The sequence below is a fragment of the Intestinimonas butyriciproducens genome (assembly GCF_016901775.1).
In the GTDB taxonomy this organism is placed as follows: Bacteria; Bacillota; Clostridia; order Oscillospirales; family Butyricicoccaceae; genus Pseudobutyricicoccus.
This window is the reverse complement of the sequence record NZ_JACJKW010000001.1, coordinates 77,632-96,080: the sequence shown is the minus strand read 5'-3', so window position 1 is coordinate 96,080 and position 18,449 is coordinate 77,632. Positions and strand designations below refer to the sequence as shown.

At 53.4% G+C, this 18,449-nt stretch carries 22 protein-coding genes; 9 read left to right on the top strand and 13 right to left on the bottom strand.

Annotated elements, in window-relative coordinates:
* Positions 1-36 precede the first annotated feature (36 nt).
* A complete protein-coding gene (locus tag H6A25_RS00540) occupies positions 37-489 on the bottom strand; it encodes an immunoglobulin-like domain-containing protein (protein WP_204750073.1) in 453 nt (150 codons plus the stop codon).
* Between the two features lie 162 nt (positions 490-651).
* Here H6A25_RS00540 and H6A25_RS00535 point away from each other — a divergent pair, with 162 nt between their 5' ends.
* From H6A25_RS00535 to H6A25_RS00525, 3 genes are read left to right on the top strand one after another with little or no spacing between them, the layout of a single operon-like run.
* Positions 652-1,008 (top strand): PadR family transcriptional regulator, encoded by a 357-nt coding sequence (locus tag H6A25_RS00535; RefSeq protein ID WP_118748156.1) that lies wholly within the window; start codon positions 652-654, stop codon positions 1,006-1,008.
* 15 nt (positions 1,009-1,023) lie between these two features.
* Entirely contained in the window at positions 1,024-1,878 is an 855-nt protein-coding gene (locus tag H6A25_RS00530) for a permease prefix domain 1-containing protein (protein WP_204750072.1), read from the top strand.
* Entirely contained in the window at positions 1,862-2,515 is a 654-nt protein-coding gene (locus tag H6A25_RS00525; protein ID WP_204750071.1) for a hypothetical protein, read from the top strand. The genes H6A25_RS00530 and H6A25_RS00525 overlap by 17 nt, the downstream gene beginning before the upstream one ends.
* Positions 2,516-2,763: 248 nt before the next feature.
* On the opposite strand, the gene H6A25_RS00520 is transcribed toward H6A25_RS00525, so the two are convergent.
* Genes H6A25_RS00520 through H6A25_RS00495 form a run of 6 tightly spaced genes read right to left on the bottom strand, consistent with a single transcriptional unit; the run spans position 2,764 to position 7,613 of the window.
* On the bottom strand, positions 2,764-3,858 hold the full coding sequence (locus tag H6A25_RS00520; RefSeq protein ID WP_204750070.1) for an aldo/keto reductase: 1,095 nt from the start codon (positions 3,856-3,858) through the stop codon (positions 2,764-2,766).
* A gap of 14 nt (positions 3,859-3,872) precedes the next feature.
* On the bottom strand, positions 3,873-4,979 hold the full coding sequence (locus tag H6A25_RS00515) for an aldo/keto reductase (RefSeq protein ID WP_204750069.1): 1,107 nt from the start codon (positions 4,977-4,979) through the stop codon (positions 3,873-3,875).
* Complete coding sequence (locus H6A25_RS00510; protein ID WP_204750068.1) at positions 4,976-5,497, bottom strand: flavodoxin family protein; 522 nt, start codon at positions 5,495-5,497, stop codon at positions 4,976-4,978. The genes H6A25_RS00515 and H6A25_RS00510 overlap by 4 nt, the downstream gene beginning before the upstream one ends.
* 3 nt (positions 5,498-5,500) lie before the next feature.
* Entirely contained in the window at positions 5,501-6,238 is a 738-nt protein-coding gene (locus tag H6A25_RS00505; protein ID WP_204750067.1) for a carboxymuconolactone decarboxylase family protein, read from the bottom strand.
* A gap of 24 nt (positions 6,239-6,262) precedes the next feature.
* Positions 6,263-6,790, bottom strand: a complete 528-nt coding sequence (locus tag H6A25_RS00500) for a cyclophilin-like fold protein (RefSeq protein ID WP_204750066.1) — start codon at positions 6,788-6,790, stop codon at positions 6,263-6,265.
* 52 nt (positions 6,791-6,842) lie between these two features.
* Positions 6,843-7,613: an SDR family NAD(P)-dependent oxidoreductase gene (locus tag H6A25_RS00495; RefSeq protein ID WP_204750065.1), complete on the bottom strand. Its 771-nt coding sequence runs from the start codon at positions 7,611-7,613 to the stop codon at positions 6,843-6,845.
* 141 nt (positions 7,614-7,754) lie between these two features.
* Between H6A25_RS00495 and H6A25_RS00490 the strand changes: the two genes are divergently transcribed.
* A complete protein-coding gene (locus tag H6A25_RS00490; RefSeq protein WP_204750064.1) occupies positions 7,755-8,657 on the top strand; it encodes a LysR family transcriptional regulator in 903 nt (300 codons plus the stop codon).
* A 49-nt stretch (positions 8,658-8,706) separates the two neighbouring features.
* Here the strand turns inward: H6A25_RS00490 and H6A25_RS12630 are convergent, their stop codons facing one another.
* Positions 8,707-9,042 (bottom strand): TM2 domain-containing protein, encoded by a 336-nt coding sequence (locus H6A25_RS12630; RefSeq protein WP_243423107.1) that lies wholly within the window; start codon positions 9,040-9,042, stop codon positions 8,707-8,709.
* A gap of 13 nt (positions 9,043-9,055) precedes the next feature.
* Positions 9,056-9,403, bottom strand: coding sequence for a DUF2752 domain-containing protein (locus tag H6A25_RS13130; protein WP_204750063.1), 348 nt, complete (start codon positions 9,401-9,403; stop codon positions 9,056-9,058).
* A gap of 100 nt (positions 9,404-9,503) precedes the next feature.
* On the opposite strand from H6A25_RS13130, the gene H6A25_RS00475 reads away from it, so the two are divergent.
* Entirely contained in the window at positions 9,504-9,809 is a 306-nt protein-coding gene (locus H6A25_RS00475) for a helix-turn-helix domain-containing protein (RefSeq protein WP_204750062.1), read from the top strand.
* Positions 9,810-9,855: 46 nt separating this feature from the next.
* On the opposite strand, the gene H6A25_RS00470 is transcribed toward H6A25_RS00475, so the two are convergent.
* Positions 9,856-10,350: an HD domain-containing protein gene (locus H6A25_RS00470; protein ID WP_204750061.1), complete on the bottom strand. Its 495-nt coding sequence runs from the start codon at positions 10,348-10,350 to the stop codon at positions 9,856-9,858.
* A gap of 223 nt (positions 10,351-10,573) precedes the next feature.
* Here H6A25_RS00470 and H6A25_RS00465 point away from each other — a divergent pair, with 223 nt between their 5' ends.
* From H6A25_RS00465 to H6A25_RS00450, 4 genes are all read left to right on the top strand, one after another.
* A complete protein-coding gene (locus tag H6A25_RS00465; RefSeq protein WP_204750060.1) occupies positions 10,574-11,635 on the top strand; it encodes an acyltransferase in 1,062 nt (353 codons plus the stop codon).
* Between the two features lie 144 nt (positions 11,636-11,779).
* Positions 11,780-12,862, top strand: coding sequence for a glycerol dehydrogenase (locus H6A25_RS00460; protein WP_207750782.1), 1,083 nt, complete (start codon positions 11,780-11,782; stop codon positions 12,860-12,862).
* 318 nt (positions 12,863-13,180) lie between these two features.
* Positions 13,181-14,083, top strand: a complete 903-nt coding sequence (locus H6A25_RS00455; RefSeq protein ID WP_204750059.1) for a dihydrodipicolinate synthase family protein — start codon at positions 13,181-13,183, stop codon at positions 14,081-14,083.
* A gap of 85 nt (positions 14,084-14,168) precedes the next feature.
* Positions 14,169-15,803, top strand: coding sequence for a MerR family transcriptional regulator (locus H6A25_RS00450; protein ID WP_204750058.1), 1,635 nt, complete (start codon positions 14,169-14,171; stop codon positions 15,801-15,803).
* Positions 15,804-15,836: 33 nt separating this feature from the next.
* On the opposite strand, the gene H6A25_RS00445 is transcribed toward H6A25_RS00450, so the two are convergent.
* The 3 genes from H6A25_RS00445 to dapB all read right to left on the bottom strand — a co-directional run bounded on the left by H6A25_RS00445 (position 15,837) and on the right by dapB (position 18,447).
* Positions 15,837-16,730, bottom strand: coding sequence for an EamA family transporter (locus H6A25_RS00445; RefSeq protein ID WP_204750057.1), 894 nt, complete (start codon positions 16,728-16,730; stop codon positions 15,837-15,839).
* 260 nt (positions 16,731-16,990) lie between these two features.
* Positions 16,991-17,704 (bottom strand): 2,3,4,5-tetrahydropyridine-2,6-dicarboxylate N-acetyltransferase, encoded by a 714-nt coding sequence (gene dapD, locus H6A25_RS00440; protein ID WP_430651150.1) that lies wholly within the window; start codon positions 17,702-17,704, stop codon positions 16,991-16,993.
* Positions 17,701-18,447 carry a 4-hydroxy-tetrahydrodipicolinate reductase gene (gene dapB / locus H6A25_RS00435; RefSeq protein WP_204750055.1) on the bottom strand — a complete coding sequence of 249 codons (747 nt, stop codon included), beginning with the start codon at positions 18,445-18,447 and terminating at the stop codon, positions 17,701-17,703. Before dapB ends, dapD begins: the two co-directional genes overlap by 4 nt.
* Positions 18,448-18,449 lie beyond the last annotated feature (2 nt).

Below are 18,449 nucleotides of genomic sequence, written 5' to 3'. Positions count from 1 at the left end.
ATGCGCGCAGCACTCCTGCAGGCAGGAGTGCTTTTTTTACTCAATTTCAAATACCAGTGACAGAGTCTGGGTATCAAAATCGCCGGTGTCCCGGAAATCCTGAAAACTCTTGCGGATTCGGTAAGTGCCGGAGGATAAGCTGCCGTAAAGAGGTTCCCAAAGGACTTCCTGCTGGCATTCGCCATCCGCAGCTACCAGATAGGCCAGGGAATCCCAGGCGATCTCACCCTGGACTGTGGGCGGTACCGGCTGCCATGCGCCTTTTTCCAGCCGTTCCAGGATATAATCGCTGCCAAATTGCAGCTGGCCGGTGGGCTGGCCGCCGGATTGGTGGATGGAAAGGGTCAGACCGGTGGAGCAGATATCCTCTGCATATACGGTGATGCCCCAATCGGGAAGAGAAACACTGACCGGGGCGGCACTCTCCTGGCTTTGAGCGCCGGACAGGGGAAGAAAGAGAGCCAGAATCCAGGCAAAAATGTGATTCATTTTCCATTCCTCCGTGGTAAAAAGCTTCTTACTGAAATAGACGAAAAAATTTGCCGGAAGTTCCTTTGTGCAGAGAGTACTCTCTTGACAATATATCGAATATCGAGGTATAATCAAAGAAAGAAAACATCGATGTTCGAGGTATTGGAAGGAGGGGAGAAGATGAAAATCGACAAAAGCCTGCTTTCGGGCACCACGGTGCTGCTGGTGCTCTCCCTGCTTCAGCAGGAGGATCAGTATGGCTATCAGATGATCGCTGCCCTGTCTGCGCGGTCGGACAATGTGTTCCAGATGAAAGAAGGCACCTTGTATCCGGTGCTGCACACCCTGGAAAAGCAGGGACATATCAAAAGCTATGAAAAAGAGACCCCTCAGGGCCGGAAGCGGAAATATTACCGGCTGACGGCCAAAGGACAGCGGCTGCTGGGGGAAAAAGCCGCCGAGTGGAAGGCATTTTCCCAGGGGGTGGAGAAGGTGGTGTCCGCCTGCACACCTCAGCTTCAGCCGGAAAAGGCGTAGAAGGGAGGGAATACCATGGCAAGGCCGGTGTTTGCAAGGTTTTGCAATGCTGTCTGCGAAAAAATCCGGTTTCGTCCCGACCGGCCAGGGGTATATGAAGAGCTTCTGGCCCACCTCCAGGACAGCGCCGCTTTGCTGGAAGAGGAAGAGGGGATGGAAGGAGCCCAGGCTGCCGAAGAGGCGGTAAAGCGCATGGGCGATGCGGAGGAAATCGGTATTTTGCTGGACAAAGCCCATTCTCCCTTGCTGGGGTGGCTGTGGATTCTTTCCAAATGGTTTTTGGGCATTTCCCTGGTGTTGGCCTTTTTTGCCTTGTGGCCCATGGAAGAGCTGCGGGATCAGTTTTACCGGCCCTGGCCAGAGGAAATGTTCCATGCAGACCGGCAGGAGATTCTGAAGCAGGGAGGCCCTTCGGAAAAGGCCCGGTTGGGAGCCTATACCTTTCAGATCGAAGAGGCCACCTTGCAGGATGCCTGGAACCCCCGTTACCCCGATATATATACGGGCAATTACGGCCCGGAGGTGTGGCAGACTCTGGAGCTGAATGTGACCCTTCGCAGCTATACCCCTCTTTTCTATCTGGATGTGCCGAAACTCAGCCCCTATCTTTCCATAGAAGGCAGCGAAGGACAGGTTTATTTAGGCAGCTGGCATCCCGATGCCGATTACAGCCAGCCTTTGCTGCAAATAAGCAGCAGCCGCCCTTTGTTTTTCTGGCAGGAATGCCGCCTCACCATGTATATGGATTATGGCCAGAGGGAGGAATTTCTCAAAAACCAATGGCTGGATCTGGTTTATGAAAGAGAAGGGAATACATTCCGCATTCGCATTCCTCTGGAGGAGGTGACAGAGCATGAAAAGACCTCCTAAAGTATATCACCGTGCCCTGCGCACTTTGCGCAATGTGCTTCTGGCCCTTCTGGCTCTGTGGCTTTGGTGGGCGTCTCAGGGCTATCCGGCCCTGACGCCCCGGCAGGCTCTCCGGTGGCAGGAGAAGGTCCACATGGTGGAAAAGGTGGATTATCTGGATACGCTGCCTGTGGGGCTGAAAGACAAAGACCGGCTGGTGCTGGCTGAGAAAAAGGATCTGCTGGAAGTGTGTGTGGCCCAGAAAGTGGGTTTTCTTCGGTGGAGCGGCCGCAATCTGGTACGCTATCATCGGGAGCAGGAGCTCCAGGCGGTTCCGGTGATGTGGGAAGACAATCTGGAAGGCTCTCTGCTGCTGTTTGCCTGGGCGCCGGAGGGCACATACCGGGTGGAAGGGGTGCTCACCGACACCCGATATGATGAGCCGGTACAGGTCTTTTTTGAAGGAGAAGAAAAAATGGGAAGCCTGTTTCTTTGTCAGGGAGAAAGGCCGACAGAGGAAGAATGGCTGGGCTTTTTCTTCGATCTGAACAGTCCCCAGGATCTGACCTGTCAGCAAAGAACGCTCCGCTATCAAATAGAAGTGCGGGCCTATGATCAAGGGGGAAATCTGCTGAGAGAAAGCTCCTATGGGGTATGAAAAAGCACGGCGTATTTTGAAATACGCCGTGAGGATGTCAAAAAAGTGGCTTTTGCCACTTTTTTGAGCTTTTGCAAGGGACTGCGTGCACGCTTTGGCGCACACTTGTCCCTTGAGAAGTGCAAAAACCGGCGCACAGGTCGCCGGTTTTTGCAGATTGATGAAGGACAGGACAAAAGGCCTGACCCCATAATATGAGTTATTTGACAGTGTGAAGGCGCATCCTGAGGTACGCCTTGTTTTGGTTGTTACAAACCAAAATGCCGGTTGATCTCCTTCATGCGGGCCATCTGATCCACATGGAAGGGACAGCGGCTGTTGCAGTGGCCGCACTGGATGCAATCCGAAGCGTGCTTTGCAAGCTCCCGGTAATGTTCTTCTGCCATGGCGTCGCCCCGCAAGGCCAGGTCGTAGTACTTGTTCACAAGGCCGATCTGGATTCCCTGGGGGCAGGGGGCGCAGTGGTTGCAGTAGACGCATTTTCCCACGGCATCCGGGGGAGTGAAAGAACCCAGGACAGAATAGTCCTTTTCCTCCGGGGAGGCCTCGAAAAAGCCCAGAAGATGTTTGATCTGCGCAACCGAGCTCATGCCAGGCAGTACAGTGAGCACACCAGGCCGGTCCAGAGCGTATTGCAGGCACTGATAATGGGTCAGGGCCTGGCCGAAGGGGGACAGGGAAGCATCCAGCAGCTGGCCGCCGGCAAAAGGCTTCATCACCGCAATGCCCACGCCTTCCGCTTCGCACCGGCGGTAGACGGCGGTGCGTTCATCGGTGCTGCCTTTGCCATAGGTGCCCTTGTGGTAATCGTAGGCGGCATTCACCGAAAACATCAGCATATCCAGGGGTACATCGTCCATCACCTGCTGGATGGTGGCCGGAGTGTGGGAGGAAAGGCCCAGATGGCGCACAACGCCCTGCTCCTTTAGTTCCATCAAAAAGGCCAGTGCGCCGTTTTTCTGGTATTTCCGCCAGTCGGCCACTTCGTCCAGACAGTGGATGAAGCCGTAATCGATGTAATCGGTGCCCAATTTCTCCAGCTGCCAGTGGATGCTTTTTTTGATGGATTCGGCGTCCAGGGTAAAGCCATAGGGGCCGCCTTGGTAGTTTGCACCGAAATGAATCTGATAGCGCACATTCTTCCGCACATCCCCCAGGGCCGCGCCGAAATAGGGGAAGGTACGGCTTTCCGCTGTGGCCAGGTCAAAATAGTTGACGCCCCCTTCGTAAGCCTGACGAATGGTGGCGATGGCGTCTTTCTCGTCGGCTTGGGCAATGTAGGAAGTACCAAAGCCCAGCACGCTGATTTTGTCGCCGGTTCGTTTGTTGATGCGGTATTCCATATGGTTTCTCTCCTTTACAGGCCGGCTTTTGCGGCTTCTTCCATGATGGTGGGGATCTGGATCTTTTGGGGACAGTGTTTCAGGCAGGCGCCGCAATGGAGACAGCGCCCGGCCCGGTCGGCAGAGGTCAGGCCCTGGATCTTCCAGGTGGAGCCGCTGATCCGGTGTTCGTTGTAGGCCTTGATCAAAAGGGGAATGTTCAGGTGGGCAGGGCAGGTGTCGCAGCAGTAGCGGCAGCCGGAGCAGGGAACACCCAGGTCTTTGAGGAAAACCTCAGCGGCCTGGGAAAGGGCCTGCCGTTCCTCTTGGGTGAAAGGCCGGGCCTGGGAGAAGGTGGCGGCGTTTTCCCGCACCTGCTCCGGGGTGGACATTCCGCTGAGCACCGTCTGCACGCCAGGCAGCTCCATTAAAAACCGGAAACCCCAGGAAGAAATGGACCAATCGGGGGCGGCCTTTTGCAAAATGTCCCGGGCTTCCTGGTTAAGGGTGGAAAGCCGCCCGCCTTTCAGGGGTTCCATCACCCAGATGGGGATATGGTGTTTTGTAAGAATGTCATACTGGCCTTTGCCATCCAGCAGCGTCCAGTCCAGATAGTTGAGCTGGATCAGGGCCATGTCAAAGCCATCGTACCAGTTGAGGAACTTTTCCAGAGTCTCCGGAGAACCGTGGGAGGAAAAACCGATGTGGCGGATCTTCCCGGCTTCCTTTTGCCGGAGAAGAAAGCCCAGATAGTCCTTTTGCGGGTCGGTGTAGTCCTGGATGTAGTTTTCATCCAGGCTGTGCAGCAGATAGAAATCAAAATAATCGGTTTTCAGACGGCGAAGCTGCTCTTCAAATACGCTGGCGATGTCCTTTTTGGCGGCGGCATAGAACTTGGTGGCCAGGAAAAAGCTGTCCCGGGGGTGGCGGGAAAGGGCGTCCCCCAGTGCCCGCTCGGAATCTCCCTGCTGATAGGTGTAGGCGGTGTCAAAATAGTTGATCCCCTGGGCGATGGCTTCGTCCACGATTCGCCGGGCCTGCACGGTGTCGATGTGATTGGGCTCTCCCGGCAAAGTGGGGAAGCGGAGCGCTCCCAGCCCCAGCCAGGAGATGGAAAGTCCGTTAAAATCCCGATAGATCATTTCAGGTGCAATCCAAACTGGCGCAGTTCCTCCAGTTTTTCCGGGGATTTATTCTGTTTGCCAAAAGCAGTGAAAGTGCCCATATCCTCCAGCTTGAGATAATCCAGGAAGGAATTTTGATATTCATAGATGGCGCCGCCATACACATTGTCGCTGCCGGAAGAAAGGACCAGGGCGGCTTTTTTCAGGTTCTTCGGCTTATCCAGGGCATAGATTCGGTTGATGGCGCACTGGAGCTGACCGGTGAAGCTATGGTAATACACCGGGGAGGCCAGCACGATCATCTGGGCCTGTTCCAGGAGAGGATAGACCTGCTGCATATCATCCTGCTGGACACACTTTCCATTGCCTTTGGTGTGGCAGTATTCACAGGCCAGGCACCCGGCGATCTTTTTTTGGCATACAGGGACGATATCCACCTGATGCCCTGCTTCCCGGGCGCCTGCAGCAAAGGCTTCCACCATGGCCGCGGTGTTTCCCTCTTTCCGAGGACTTCCATTGAGTACCAGAATGTTCATTTGTTATTCCTCCGTCTGTATCCGTGTCAGTGCGTTGTATTCTTCGTCGCTCACCGGTTCCAACCATTCATTGGAGGCATCCGGGGCAGGGATCTCTATGGCCGCATGGGAAAACCAGTCCTCGGCGGCGCCGTGCCAGTGCTTTACTTCCGGGGGAATATACACCACATCCCCGGGATGCAGGCTGCGGGCCGGCTGTCCCCATTGCTGATACCAGCCCTCGCCGTCGGTGCACAGCAGGATCTGGCCGCCTCCATGGTGGATGTGCCAGTTGTTGCGGCAGCGGGGCTCAAAGGTCACATTGCATACCGTGATGCCCTGGGTGGTGAGAGGGTTGAGATAGCTTTGGCCTGTAAAATAGGCGGCATAGGCGTCGTTGGGCTGTCCCAGGCCGAACAAAGGCTCTTTGGCGTTTTCGGTATCCTGGGCATAAACCTCCCGCACCATGGGAAATACCGCCCAGGCATTGGGCCAGCCCACATAAAAGGCGATATGGGTGATGATCTCCACCATTTCGGTTTTGGTCACACCATGATTTTTGGCGTTTTGGATGTGGTATTTCAAAGAATTGTCGGTGATTCCCTTGGAGACCAGGGCCACCACAGTGATCATGGACCGATCCCGCAGGGAGAGCCGATCTTCCCGGGACCATACCTGGCCAAAGAGCACATCGTCATTGAGCTGGGCGAATTTGGGAGCCAGATCTCCCAGACCGTCCCGGCCTGCTGTTTGCTTAATCATAGAGCAGCATCCTCCTTACAGTGGTCAGTTTTGCGCCGGAGTGAGAGAAAAGGTCACTTGCACATCTCCTTCGCCCAATGCCTGCAGAAGTCCCTCACGGGTGGCGTTTTCAATCTTTCCCAGGCGGGTAAAGCTCCAGGTGTTGGTGCCGTAATAAATGGTGATGGAGTTGCCCTGATAGAGAATCACATCCCCTGGCTGGGTGGTGATGGACTGATCGTTTGTGGGAAGGCTTTGTCCCAGATTTCCCACCTTTTCAAAATCGCCGTAGTCGCTCATATCCACAGTGAGATCTCCCTGGGAGAGAAGCTGGCGCAGGGCATCGGCGCTGGAATTGTTTTCAAAGCGGGCGGTGAAGGTCTGTCCGCCGGCGGTGATATAGAAATTATTTTGCATGGAAGGTTCCTCCTGTTCAGGTTCCTGGGGATCTTGTTCCGGCTGCGTGGTCTGGGAAGGGGGAGTGGGATCCGGTGGAGTTTCGGCGGGCTTGGTGCAGGAGACCATGCAGGGCAGCAGAAAAAACCATAACAGCATAGAAGTGAGAGCTTTCATCGGTGCAATCTCCTCCTTTTTGTTCCGCAGTTGTCTGGCCGGGTGTATTTTATTAAAGGAAGGCGCCGTTGCACACCTGAATGACCTGGCCTTTTACATGGCGGCCCATTTTGCTGGCCAGGAACAGACAGGCATAAGCCTGGTCCATGGGATCGCATTCCGGACCGGGGAAATAGACGAAATGGCCGCTGTGCTCCAGCATTTTGGCGCCGCCTGGCTGCTGGCCGGCCTTGTTGGCTACATGGGCAGGAGTAACGGTAGCGCCAGGAGCTACAGCATTGCAGCGGATGTTGGTGTCGATCAGGCGCATGGCTACATTTTTGGTCAGGGTGTTCAGGGCGCCCTTGGTGGAAGTATAGGTGGCGCCGCAGAAGGGACGGGTGCCATTGACCGAAGAGATGTTGATGATCACGCCGTCGTTTTTGGGAAGGAAGATTTTCAGTGCTTCCCGGATATAACGCATCGGTCCGCCCAGATTGGTATTCATCACATAGAGCATCCAATCATCATCGGTTTCGTCGATGATCTTTTGTTCGCCGATGCCGGCGTTGTTGATGAGAATATCCACATCGCCAAAGGTCTCCAGCGCCGTTTCAAAAACCCGCTTGGTGTCCTCAGAGGAGCACACATCGGCTGTTACGCCGATGGCCCGGCCGCCTTTGGCCCGGATGTCTTCCACCACCTGGTCCAGTTTTTCCTGTCCCCGGGCAGTGAGGACGACGGCCGCTCCTTCCTCAGCGAAAAGCTCGGCCATGGTCTGGCCCATGCCATAGCTGGCCCCGGTGATGATGGCCACTTTGCCCTGAAGCATTTGCTTATCCATAAAAAACCTCTTTTCCCGATTTGTTTATTTTTAATTTCAGTATAATCCGCAGCCAAATATATATCAAATACTTATTTATGATAGGAAAGTATAGTTGAAACCTATAGCTAAATTTGTTATTCTGTGGATGGAGGGGATTGAATGGAACTGCGTGTGCTGCAATATTTTTTGGCTGTGGCCCGGGAGCAGAGCATTTCGGCTGCGGCCCGCTCCCTGCACCTGTCCCAGCCTACGTTATCCACTCAGCTGAAGGCGCTGGAAGAGGAAGTAGGCAAACAGCTGCTTATCCGGGGAAGCAAAGGCTCCCGAAAAGTGATGCTCACCCAGGAAGGAATGATCCTGCGTAAGCGGGCCGAAGAGATTCTGGAACTGGTGCACATGACACAGCGGGAAATTGCCTGTTCCGATGAAACGATTGTGGGAGATGTGTATATCGGTGCAGGGGAGTCTGATCTCATCCGTATTTTTGCCAGGGCGGCCTGTTGCCTGCAAAAGCAATATCCTGGTATCCACTATCACATCCGAAGCGGAAATGCCGTTTTTGTAAAGGAATACCTGGACAGAGGTCTGATTGATTTCGGGGTCATTTATGGGCCGGTGGACACCGGGAGATATCAGGCCATCAAACTGCCTGTCCGGGATACATGGGGTGTTCTCATGCGCCGGGATTCCCCCCTGGCGCAAAAAGAGCACATCACCCCTCAGGATCTTTGGGATAAGCCGCTGATCCTCTCGGCCCAGGAAAGCGACCACTGGCCCATGGCCCGGTGGATGGGGAGGGATATCGAAGAACTGTCTGTGGTAGCCACTTATAACCTGGTGTTCAATGCTTCGCTGCTGGTGGAAGAGGGACTGGGGTATGCATTGTGCTTTGATAAGCTGATCAATGTAAGCGGCGACAGTAAATTGTGTTTTCGCCCCCTGCATCCCCGGATGGAAGGAGCAGCGTCCATCATCTGGAAGAGGTATCAGGTCTTTTCCAAGGCGGCGCAGAAATTCATCGATGCGCTGCAGGAGTGCTGCGGCCTGGAAGAACAAAAATAAAAAGGCTTCGGTTTTGCCGAAGCCTTTTTTATTTACGCTGTAATTCTTATTATAAAACTAACATCAGGTTATTGAAGTTCAGATCCCGGGTTTTTTTCTGGATGGTAAACCAATCGATAATGGTCAATACACCGCACAGGCCCACGGTAAGGAGTTTCAAAATACCCATACCGGTTTCTCCCAGCATAAAGCGATCAATTCCCAAAGTGCCCAGAAAAATGGATACCAGCAAAAGGGTGGTGGGATCTTTCATTTCCACAGCTGAGACCAAGGAAAACTTAGTTTCGTCTATTTCCAGAAGTTTTTGCTTGAGAAAAACGATTTTCTCTGCTGGTAAGTACTTTTGATTGGTCATGATGTAGGTGTCTACTTTGTCCTGCGTCATTTCAAATCCTCTCCTATTCCAATAAAATGTGGAAAAGCCACAAACGGCACAAATGATAAATGAACAACAAAGAAAAAAAGCAAAAACAGGATGAGCGTATCCAAGAACAGTTTTTTTCAAAATAACAAGAACTGTGGGCAAATAAAAATAGAAAAAAAGGTGTGGGAAGAAAGAAGAGGTGATAGGAGATTGCTAGGTTCCATTGTCCCTTCAAAAAAGAAAGCCATGCCCGGGTTAAACCACAGCCAGGACAAGAAATTCCCGTTAGTCTGCGCAGGGGACATCCCCAGATACACAATAAACCCAATATGCTCAAAAAAATAAGATGATTTCTGACTGTTTTCCAAGAAAATTGGAGCATAAAGGCCACCTCTGGTACAAAATAAAAATACCACAGTATTTTTATTTTGTCAACCAATATTGATATAATAGTATTCTAATATTTGACTAGAGGGATTCTCATGTTAAACCATCAGATTCGCACATTGCGGTTGGTCCGAGGAATGAGTCAGGTGGAATTGGCCAGGCGCTTAGGTGTGACTAAGCAAAGTGTTTCTAATTGGGAAAATGATAATATCCAGCCGTCTATTGAGATGCTGAAAAAACTGGCAGATATTTTCTCGGTTTCTACTGACTATTTGCTGGGACTGGAAAAAGAAGAGTTTATTGATGTCAGCGGACTTCCCCCGGGGGTAGTAACGCATTTACGCCAAGTGGTGGAAGATTTCCGTATTTTAAAAAAAGAAGCGGAAGAAAAGAAAAAATAAAAAAGGCTTCGGTTTTGCCGAAGCCTTTTTTGATAATTTCACATGATTATTTGCTGAGAAGCAGCTGCCGGAGGAACTTCTTTCCGGTGGTTGTTTTGAAATGGTCTTCCTGCACCTTTTCAATGGTGGCCAGATCGGCCTGTTTTTCATCCAGATTCACCAGGAAATCAGCCTCAATGAGGATCTGCAAATCGATGTCCTGGATATTGTCGTAGCTGTGGTGATGGGCCACCAGCCAGCAGATCCGGTCTACAAACTCCTTGTCGGCATAGCCACATTTTTCCATCAGAGCCCGGCAGGCCTTTTCGCCCTCTTCTTCCTGCTGCTTGCCCTGGCAGGAGCCGTACTTTTCCAGACAGGGCTTGATGCCGATATCGTGGAGAATGGCGGCGGTTTCCACAATGTTCATGGTGGTGGAGCTGAGCTGCTCCCGGGAAGCGATGGCCTTGGCAAAGCCATAGACCTTCAGAAAATGATTGATCCGCTTGGGGGAGCCTTCCTCCCAGGCGATCATCTCGCCGATCAGTTCGCCGTTTTTCATCTATATAACCTCCTGAATGGATAAAATAAAATCCTTTGGGGATAATGAATCATTTTACACAGTTTTTACAAAAATGCAAGAGGAAACGGGCAATTTTACCCTATTTTTTTCACAAAACCCAGGTGTGTTTGGAGAAAAAATCCATTTGCGCAGGCAATGTCCGGTTTTCCTCCGGCGGCAGATGTGCTATACTGAACCTATTCCAGACAAAGGGGAAGAAAGAATGAAAGAGAATACTCAGGGCCGGCTGCTCTATGCCGACCTTTTGCGGGCTCTGGCCATGGTTGCGGTGATCGTGGTTCATGTGTGTGGGAACAACTGGCCGGGGATGGATGTGCGCAGCACAGAGTGGCAGATCCTCAATGGGTTTGACAGCCTGGTGCGCTGGTGTGTGCCGGTATTTGTCATGCTCAGCGGTATGTTTTTTTTGGACCCTCAGCGGAATGTGACCTATCAAAGCATTTTCCGCAAAAATCTGCCCCGCATTGCCGCCGCTTTTTTGATCTGGTCCACCTTCTATGCTCTGTATACCGCCTTTTTCAACAGCCGGGCCGGTACGCCTGATTCCCTGGGGCAGATCATCACCAACATCGCTTTTGGTCATTATCATTTGTGGTTTCTCTATATGATCATGGGCCTGTATCTCATCACTCCCATTCTACGCCTCTTGATCAAAGGGGCCAGCCGGCGGGATCTGGAGTATTTTTTGCTGCTTTATTTTGTTTTTACTCTTTTTCTGCCTGCGTTCAACAGCACTCAGGCAGGGCAGGTGGTCAGCGGCGTGGTGTACCGGCTGGACCTGAAGGCGCTGGGGGGATATATCGGCTATTATGTGGCCGGGTATTACTTCAGGACCTATGACTTTACGCCGAAAGTGAAAAAGCTCATCTATGCCGCCGGGATCCTGGGGGTGGTGTGGACCTGGGGCATGACGGTGGTGGCCAGCCTGGAATGGAATGCTCCCAATGAGACCTGGTTTCTCTATCTCACCCCCAATGTGGCCATGATGTCGGTGGGGCTTTTCCTCTTTTTCAAAGAGCATTGCCACGGAACCCGTCTGGGAAAATGGGGACTGGCTTTTTGTTTGAAGGTTTCCCGGTTGTCCTTTGGGATGTACCTGGTCCACGCCTTTTTCAACAGCCGCCTGGTGGCCCTGGGATTGAATGCCGTCACCTGGACACCGCTGGCGGCCGTGCCGGTGGCTACCGCTTTGGTATTCCTTTTCAGCTTCGTTGCAGCATGGATCATGAGTCATATTCCCTTCCTGCGCAAATACGGAATGTAAGCACGGGAAAGCCAATCAAACACAGGGAACAGGTCCATGTTAAACTTTTGACAAACTGACCAAAATCCCTGTGTTTTTTTATGAAATCTGCTTCTTGAAAACAGAAGAAAAGAGACTACAATAGGGGGCAAAGGAGTGATTCTTATGCTGAAACTCATGCGGGCCCCCGCCAAATATGTGCAGGGCGAGGACGCATTGCTGGAACTGCGTCAGAATGTAGAGGATTTGGGAAAGAGCTTCCTGTTTATCTGCAGCGGAAGTGGACGAAAAGCCACGGAGGATAAAATCCGTCGGAGCTTTGCCTCCTCGGAAGCCCAGATTTATTTTGAGACCTTCGGCGGCATCAGCTCCCGTGGGGAAATCGAGAAAATGGGCCATCTGGTTCAGGAAAAGGGAATCGATGTGGTCTGCGGTGTAGGCGGCGGCAGCGCCATTGATACCGCCAAGGCCACGGCCTACTATCAGCATAAGCCGGTGGTCATCATCCCCACCGTTTGCGCCACCGATGCTCCCTGCACCGGTCTTTCGGTGATCTATCAGGACGATGGTACCTTTGACAGTTATCTGTTCTATCCCCGGAACCCGGATGTGGTGGTTGTAGATACTTCCATCATCGCCAAGGCTCCGATACGGTTTTTGGTTTCCGGCATGGGAGATGCCCTGGGCACCTTCTTCGAGGCCCGGGTCTGCGAGAGGAATCATGCGCCCAGCCTGGAAAATGGCGGCATAACCCGCTCGGCCATGGCACTGTGCCGGTTGTGCTGGGATACTTTGCAGGATAAGGGGCTTCTGGCTAAGGTGGATGCTCAGCAAGGCCTGCTGACTCCGGCGGTGGAGGCCATTGTGGAAGCCAATACCTATCTCAGCGGTGTAGGCGCTGACAACGGCGGTCTGGCGGTGGCCCATTCGGTGTACAACGGTTTTACCGCTCTGGAAGAACTCACCGCCATGCATGGAGAAGTGGTGGCTTATGGCACTCTGGCCCAGTTGCTGTTGGAGGATGGCCCCACAGAAGAATTCTGGCAGGTGCATCGCTTCTGCCGCTCGGTGGGATTGCCTGTGACCCTGGAAGAAATGGGGATCACTGACAAAAGCCGGGTGATCATCGCTGCTGAAAAGGCCTGTGCCCCTGGCGAGTCCATCCACAATATGGCCTGGGAAATCAGCCCGAAGAATCTGGAGCAAGCGCTTCTGTCGGTAGATGCCCTGTCGGCCCAACAGAAATAAGAGAAAAGAAAGTGTAACTGTGTCTTCTTCCGGACTGGCAAAAAATTTATCTGGCTAGAAGGGATTGTTCGTTCTACCCCTCACTAATTTGTAAAAACCGGCGACCTGTGCGTCGGTTTTTACACTTCTCAAGGGGCAAGTGTGGCCCAATGGCTGCACGCAGCCCCTTGCAAAAACTCGAAAAAGCGGCTTTGCCACTTTTTCGACATGGGAAAAGGAGGAGCAACTGCTCCTCCTTCTTTCATCTTGACGAAAGAGCGGGGAGATGCTACCATGAATTTTAGAAAAACTGCCCAAAAAACAAAGGGAGGAGAAACCATGTCCAGTAAGTTTTTTGAAATTCACGGTGTACTGCCCCCGGTGATCACGCCATTCACCAAGGAAGGCAAGGTGGATTTTGAAGCCTTCCGCCAGAACATTGAACAATGGAACGGTACCGGCGTTGCCGGGTATCTGGTGCTGGGCTCCAACGGGGAAACCCCCTATCTGGAAGAGGAAGATAAACTGGAGCTTATCCGCATTGCGGCTCAGCACAAAGCCCCGGGCAAATTGCTTATGGCGGGAACCGGGCTGGAAAACACCCAGGCCACTATCCGTCTGACCAAGAAGGCCGCCCAGGCCGGGGCCCAGTGCGCCTTGGTCCTCACCCCCAATTATTATGGGGATCAGATGGGGGATGAAGCCCTCATCGCCTATTTCACCAAGGTGGCCGATGAAAGCCCCATTCCCATTCTGATCTACAATGTGACCAAGTTCACCCATGTGAATATTTCTCCCCGGGCGGCTTCCATTCTGTCCCATCATCCCAACATCATCGGCATGAAGGACAGTTCGGGAAATATTGCTCAGCTGATCTCCTTTATGACCCAGGGGCTGGACCCGGAATTCAATTTGCTGGTGGGTACTGCTTCGGCCTGGTATCCGGCTCTGGCCATCGGGGTAAAGGGGTCGGTGATGGCTCTGGCCAACTGCTGTCCCCAGGAGTGCGTGGAGGTGCAGCGTCTTTTTGAAGCGGGAGACTATGCCGCATCCCTGGAACTTTATAAGAGGATGTTCCCGGTGAATGCCTGCGTCACTGGCAAGCTGGGAGTTCCTGCTTTGAAGTATGCCTGCAATCGGTTGGGATACCAGGGGGGAGAGCCTTGCCCGCCCCTGCTGCCTTTGACCGAGGAACAGCAAAAACAGGTGGATGCCATTCTGGAAAAGGCAAAACTGGTGTAAAACCAGATTTTGAGGATAAAGCCCCTTGACTGTCAAGGGGCTTTATCCTTTATACTGGCCTCAAAAGGGGAAGGAGGCAGGAAATATGACCATCAAAGAAGTGGAAAAACTCTGCAATATGGAGCGGGCCACCCTTCGGTTTTATGAACAGCAGGGGCTGATTTCTCCCCGGCGGCGGGAAAACGGCTACCGGGAATATTCCCAGGAGGATGTGCAGCAGCTGCTGCGGATCAAATTGCTGCGGGCATTGGGAGTATCCCTGGAGGAGATCGGTGAGATCAAAGGGGGAGCGCGGTCTTTATCCCAGGCACTGAAAGAGAATGTGCGCCGTTTGGAAAGCCGGGAACAGACGCTGGCCCGGGCCAGGGAGGTGTGCCGCAGCATTGAGGAAACGGGCATTTCTTTTGCCGATCTGGATGCGCCCCGGTATCTGGCCCAACTGGAAGAGCCGGAGGAAACCCTCCGCAAGGACAGACCGGATCCGGTGTTTTCTCCTGTACGCCGGTATCTGGCCCGGGGACTGGACACCGGACTTTGCTCTCTGCCCTGGGAATTGCTGTTTGCTTTGGTTTTGAAAATCGATGTTTTTTCCTGGGAGGGGATACATTGGTATCTCTTTTCCTGCTTGTCTGCGCTCACCCTGCTATTTTGGGAGCCGCTGTGCCTTCATCTATGGGGGACGACACCGGGCAAAGCCATTCTGGGGCTGCACATCCAGGGGGAAGAAGGAGGATACCTCTCCTATGGACAGGCTTTGCACCGTACATGGAAGGTCTTGTTTTATGGCCAGGGGCTGAACCTGCCTTTGGTGAGTTTATGGTGTTCGTGGTGCAGTTTCCGCCGGGGAAGAAATCTGGAAAAGCAGCCCTGGGAAGAGGAAAACATCCTTTTCCTCCGGGAGGATAAGGAAAGGGTACGGGGGATTGTTTTTGTGGCCTGCGGGCTGATCATGGCATTGATCAATGTCACCGCCCAGCGGCAGGGGATGCGGGTCCCCAATGGCCTGCCCCTTACGGTGGAAGATTTTGCGGAAAATTACAATGCGTTGGCTCAGTACCTGGATATGGACTACGGGCGGCAGCTGAACGCCCAGGGCCGGTGGGAGAACATTGCTGTGGACTATTCCCCCGAGGGAAGCCGGGTTCCCCGCCCTGAGCTTGCATATACCGTAAAAAATGGCGTGCTCACAGGGATCGCTTTTTCTATGTGGGAAGAAGGGATCGGCGTGGCCGCCACTGGCCGGGAGATCATGGTGCTTTCCAGCCTGGCCGTGGAAGGGGCTCAGAAAAGGGCCGATCCGCTGGCTTTGTGGGTACGTCCGGTGGCCAAGGAAATTCAGAAAAGCGCCACCGATTCCTTCCTTTTTGAAAAAGGGGCTGTGCGTTTTCGCTGTCATGTGGTCACCGATGGTTCCAATTTGCCTTTGGGAGATGCCAATGGGGTACTGCTGCAGCAGGGAGAAAGCTATCAGGCGGATTTTTCCATTGAAATTCAGCAGGACGCCCGCACAAGGCCCCGGCTGGTTCTGTGGCCTCTGAGCGCCTTGGCATTGGGGTGTGGTCTGATCCTGGTGATCGTTCCCGCCAAAGTGTGGACGCTGTGGGATCTGCTGCACTTTTGCCCGGCCGCCTATGGCGAAAAAGCAGGTTCTTTCTTGCAAAAAGCAGGTTTTGTGTTCTGCGCTCTTGGAATGTTGCTGCTTCTTTGGATGGTGTTATAATAGAAAAAGCGCCGCACAGCGGCGCTTTTTTGATTATTCCTGACCCAGGATGACGATGCCCACCGCCGCAATGGCGATGACCAGGTATTGAGCCTTGGACAATTTTTCTTTCAGCAGCAGACGGCTCCACAACAGGGAGGCGATGCAATAAGAAGAGATCATGGGCGCGGCCACGATGGCGTTGGCGCCGATGGCGAACACATAGGCAAACTGACCGGCGGTTTCACACAGGGCGGCAACCATTTTGGGTTTTTCCTTGGAAAGGGTGATCTTTTGCTTTTTGATGATCACCACATAGATGAAGGCACATACCGCCATGAACAGGAAGGTCAGTTCATAGGCGATGTTGGCCTGGGCTTCCGCAATGGCCCGGTCCAGCAGCAAAGCGTCGGCAAAGGTGCCCAGACCATCGATCAGGCAATAAAGCAGGGGGAAGACAATGGCCAGCACGCTGCGGGTGTACTTTTTATCTGCCGCAAGGCCGCTTTGCAGGCGGATGGTGTCGTCTTTCTTCTTTTCAATGACAGACAGGGCAAAAACGCCGATGCACACCAGAGCCACGCCGAAAAACTGCATGGCGCCCATGGTGTCCCCCAGGATAAAGAAGCACAGAAGAGCGGCCACTGCACCGGAAGAGTTGCACACCGGGGAAGAAATGGACAGCTCGATATACCGCAGGCCCGCATAACCCAGGATCATGGCCAGGATGTAGAGGAAAGAAGCGGGGAGATAGGTGATGATGTCCACAAAAGAGAAGGGGGTGCCGGCTGCAATGAGATAAATGGCATGGATACCCATGACTGTACCCACGGCCATGACCATTTTCCAGTGGCTGTAGATATCATCGGATTTGGAACCCATTTTGGAAAAAAGATCGGAACCGCTCCAGAACAAAATGGCGATGAGCGCCAGAACAAACCAATTCATAAATCAAACATCCTTTTCTTATTTTTTATCTGTTAAAAATGGAGAAAAGGGCAGTCCGGGGGCGGTCTGCGGGGAAACCGGGTATTGTGCCAACATTGGATCCGCTTGCAAGGGTGATGCTTCACAGAGCGCCCCTCCTTTCTGAAAGTGAAGTGGCGAACCGGTTCATTCTACTATAAATTGGTTCCCGGCACAAGAGAAAGGGACAAAAAAATCGCGTCTGCATAAGTTGCAGACGCGAGTTTTTGATAAAAACTATATTACAGGCTGCGCAGAGCATCCACCAAAGCGGTTTTGGACTGGGTGCGCTCATCTTTTTCCTTGATGATCTTGGCGGGGATACCGGCCACCACAGCACCGGCGGGCACATCGCTGATGACCACAGCACCGGCAGCTACCACGGCTCCTTTGCCAACCCGGCAGCCTTCCAGCACCACGGCGTTGGCGCCGATGACCACATCGTCCTCAATCACTACCGGCTGAGCGCTGGCAGGTTCCACCACGCCGGCCAGCACAGTGCCTGCGCCGATGTGGCAGTTTTTGCCCACGGTGGCCCGGCCGCCCAGCACGCATCCCATATCGATCATGGTGCCTTCGCCGATCACGGCGCCGATGTTGATGACGGCGCCCATCATAATAACGGCATTGTCGCCGATCTCCACACATTCCCGGATGGTGACGCCCGGCTCAATGCGGGCATTGATGTTTTTCATATCCAGCAGGGGAATGGCACTGTTGCGCCGGTCATTCTCCACTTCGCTCTGGATAATGCGGTCTTTGTTGCTCTCCAGCACCGGGGCGATGTCCGCCCATTCGCCAAAGACTACCTGAACAGAGCCCTCGCCGAAAACCTTGCAGCTTTCGGGGAACTGTACCGGCTCTTTCACCTGAAGATAGACCTTCACCGGGGTCTTTTTCTTGGCTGTGTGGATGCGGTCGATGATTTCCTGGGTGTTCATAGCGTTCCTCCTCAGTGAGCGTTGTGGGGGAACAGAGCGTCCCCCATGGAATAAAAGCCCTTGGGGGCCGACAGTGCAAACTCAGCGGCCTTGATGGCTCCAGCCACAAAGACCTGCTTGGAAAGGGCGGTGTGTTTGATCTCGATCAGTTCATCGTCTCCGGCAAAGAGCACGGTGTGCTCTCCCACAATGGTGCCGCCCCGGATGGCATGGATGCCGATCTCTCCCTTTTGCCGGGGGCAGACGCCGTCCCGGCCGTGGACCTCCGGAAAGTCGCCGCTTTCCTCAATGGCCCGGGCCAGCATTTTGGCAGTGCCGCTGGGGGCATCGATTTTTTTGTTGTGGTGCTTTTCGATGATCTCGATGTCAAACCGATCCTTCAGAACAGGGGTGATGGTGCGCAGAATTTCCTCCATGATGTTGATGCCCAGGGAGGTATTCTGGGTGCGCACCACCGGCGTATAGGCAGAAAGCTCCCGGCACATGGCTTCCTGAGCCGGGGAAAAGCCGGTGGTGGACAATACGCAGGGCACTTCCTGCTCCCGGCAGTAAGAAAGAATCATTTCCAGATTGGCCGGATGGGAAAAATCAATGACCACATGGGGCTTTTCCGGCAGCAGGGAAAGGGAGGAAAAACATTCCTCGTTCAGCGGATCGATGACGCCCAGCAGTTCCCAGCCCTCATGGTCCTTGATGGCCGCGGCAATGCGCTTGCCCATGGCTCCATAGCCCACCAGAGCGATTTTTTTCTGTTCCATCT

Coding starts and splice junctions, on each gene's coding strand:
- H6A25_RS00525 (WP_204750071.1), top strand. CDS start 1,862: ATGAAAAGACCTCCTAAAGTATATCACCGTGCCCTGCGCACTTTGCGC.
- H6A25_RS00445 (WP_204750057.1), bottom strand. CDS start 16,730: ATGAATTGGTTTGTTCTGGCGCTCATCGCCATTTTGTTCTGGAGCGGT.
- H6A25_RS00500 (WP_204750066.1), bottom strand. CDS start 6,790: ATGAAAGCTCTCACTTCTATGCTGTTATGGTTTTTTCTGCTGCCCTGC.
- H6A25_RS00510 (WP_204750068.1), bottom strand. CDS start 5,497: ATGAACATTCTGGTACTCAATGGAAGTCCTCGGAAAGAGGGAAACACC.
- H6A25_RS00475 (WP_204750062.1), top strand. CDS start 9,504: ATGTTAAACCATCAGATTCGCACATTGCGGTTGGTCCGAGGAATGAGT.
- H6A25_RS00465 (WP_204750060.1), top strand. CDS start 10,574: ATGAAAGAGAATACTCAGGGCCGGCTGCTCTATGCCGACCTTTTGCGG.
- H6A25_RS00490 (WP_204750064.1), top strand. CDS start 7,755: ATGGAACTGCGTGTGCTGCAATATTTTTTGGCTGTGGCCCGGGAGCAG.
- H6A25_RS00505 (WP_204750067.1), bottom strand. CDS start 6,238: ATGATTAAGCAAACAGCAGGCCGGGACGGTCTGGGAGATCTGGCTCCC.
- H6A25_RS00535 (WP_118748156.1), top strand. CDS start 652: ATGAAAATCGACAAAAGCCTGCTTTCGGGCACCACGGTGCTGCTGGTG.
- H6A25_RS00515 (WP_204750069.1), bottom strand. CDS start 4,979: ATGATCTATCGGGATTTTAACGGACTTTCCATCTCCTGGCTGGGGCTG.
- H6A25_RS00455 (WP_204750059.1), top strand. CDS start 13,181: ATGTCCAGTAAGTTTTTTGAAATTCACGGTGTACTGCCCCCGGTGATC.
- H6A25_RS00520 (WP_204750070.1), bottom strand. CDS start 3,858: ATGGAATACCGCATCAACAAACGAACCGGCGACAAAATCAGCGTGCTG.
- dapB (WP_204750055.1), bottom strand. CDS start 18,447: ATGGAACAGAAAAAAATCGCTCTGGTGGGCTATGGAGCCATGGGCAAG.
- H6A25_RS00470 (WP_204750061.1), bottom strand. CDS start 10,350: ATGAAAAACGGCGAACTGATCGGCGAGATGATCGCCTGGGAGGAAGGC.
- H6A25_RS00460 (WP_207750782.1), top strand. CDS start 11,780: ATGCTGAAACTCATGCGGGCCCCCGCCAAATATGTGCAGGGCGAGGAC.
- H6A25_RS00495 (WP_204750065.1), bottom strand. CDS start 7,613: ATGGATAAGCAAATGCTTCAGGGCAAAGTGGCCATCATCACCGGGGCC.
- H6A25_RS00530 (WP_204750072.1), top strand. CDS start 1,024: ATGGCAAGGCCGGTGTTTGCAAGGTTTTGCAATGCTGTCTGCGAAAAA.
- H6A25_RS12630 (WP_243423107.1), bottom strand. CDS start 9,042: ATGACGCAGGACAAAGTAGACACCTACATCATGACCAATCAAAAGTAC.
- H6A25_RS00450 (WP_204750058.1), top strand. CDS start 14,169: ATGACCATCAAAGAAGTGGAAAAACTCTGCAATATGGAGCGGGCCACC.
- H6A25_RS13130 (WP_204750063.1), bottom strand. CDS start 9,403: ATGCTCCAATTTTCTTGGAAAACAGTCAGAAATCATCTTATTTTTTTG.
- H6A25_RS00540 (WP_204750073.1), bottom strand. CDS start 489: ATGAATCACATTTTTGCCTGGATTCTGGCTCTCTTTCTTCCCCTGTCC.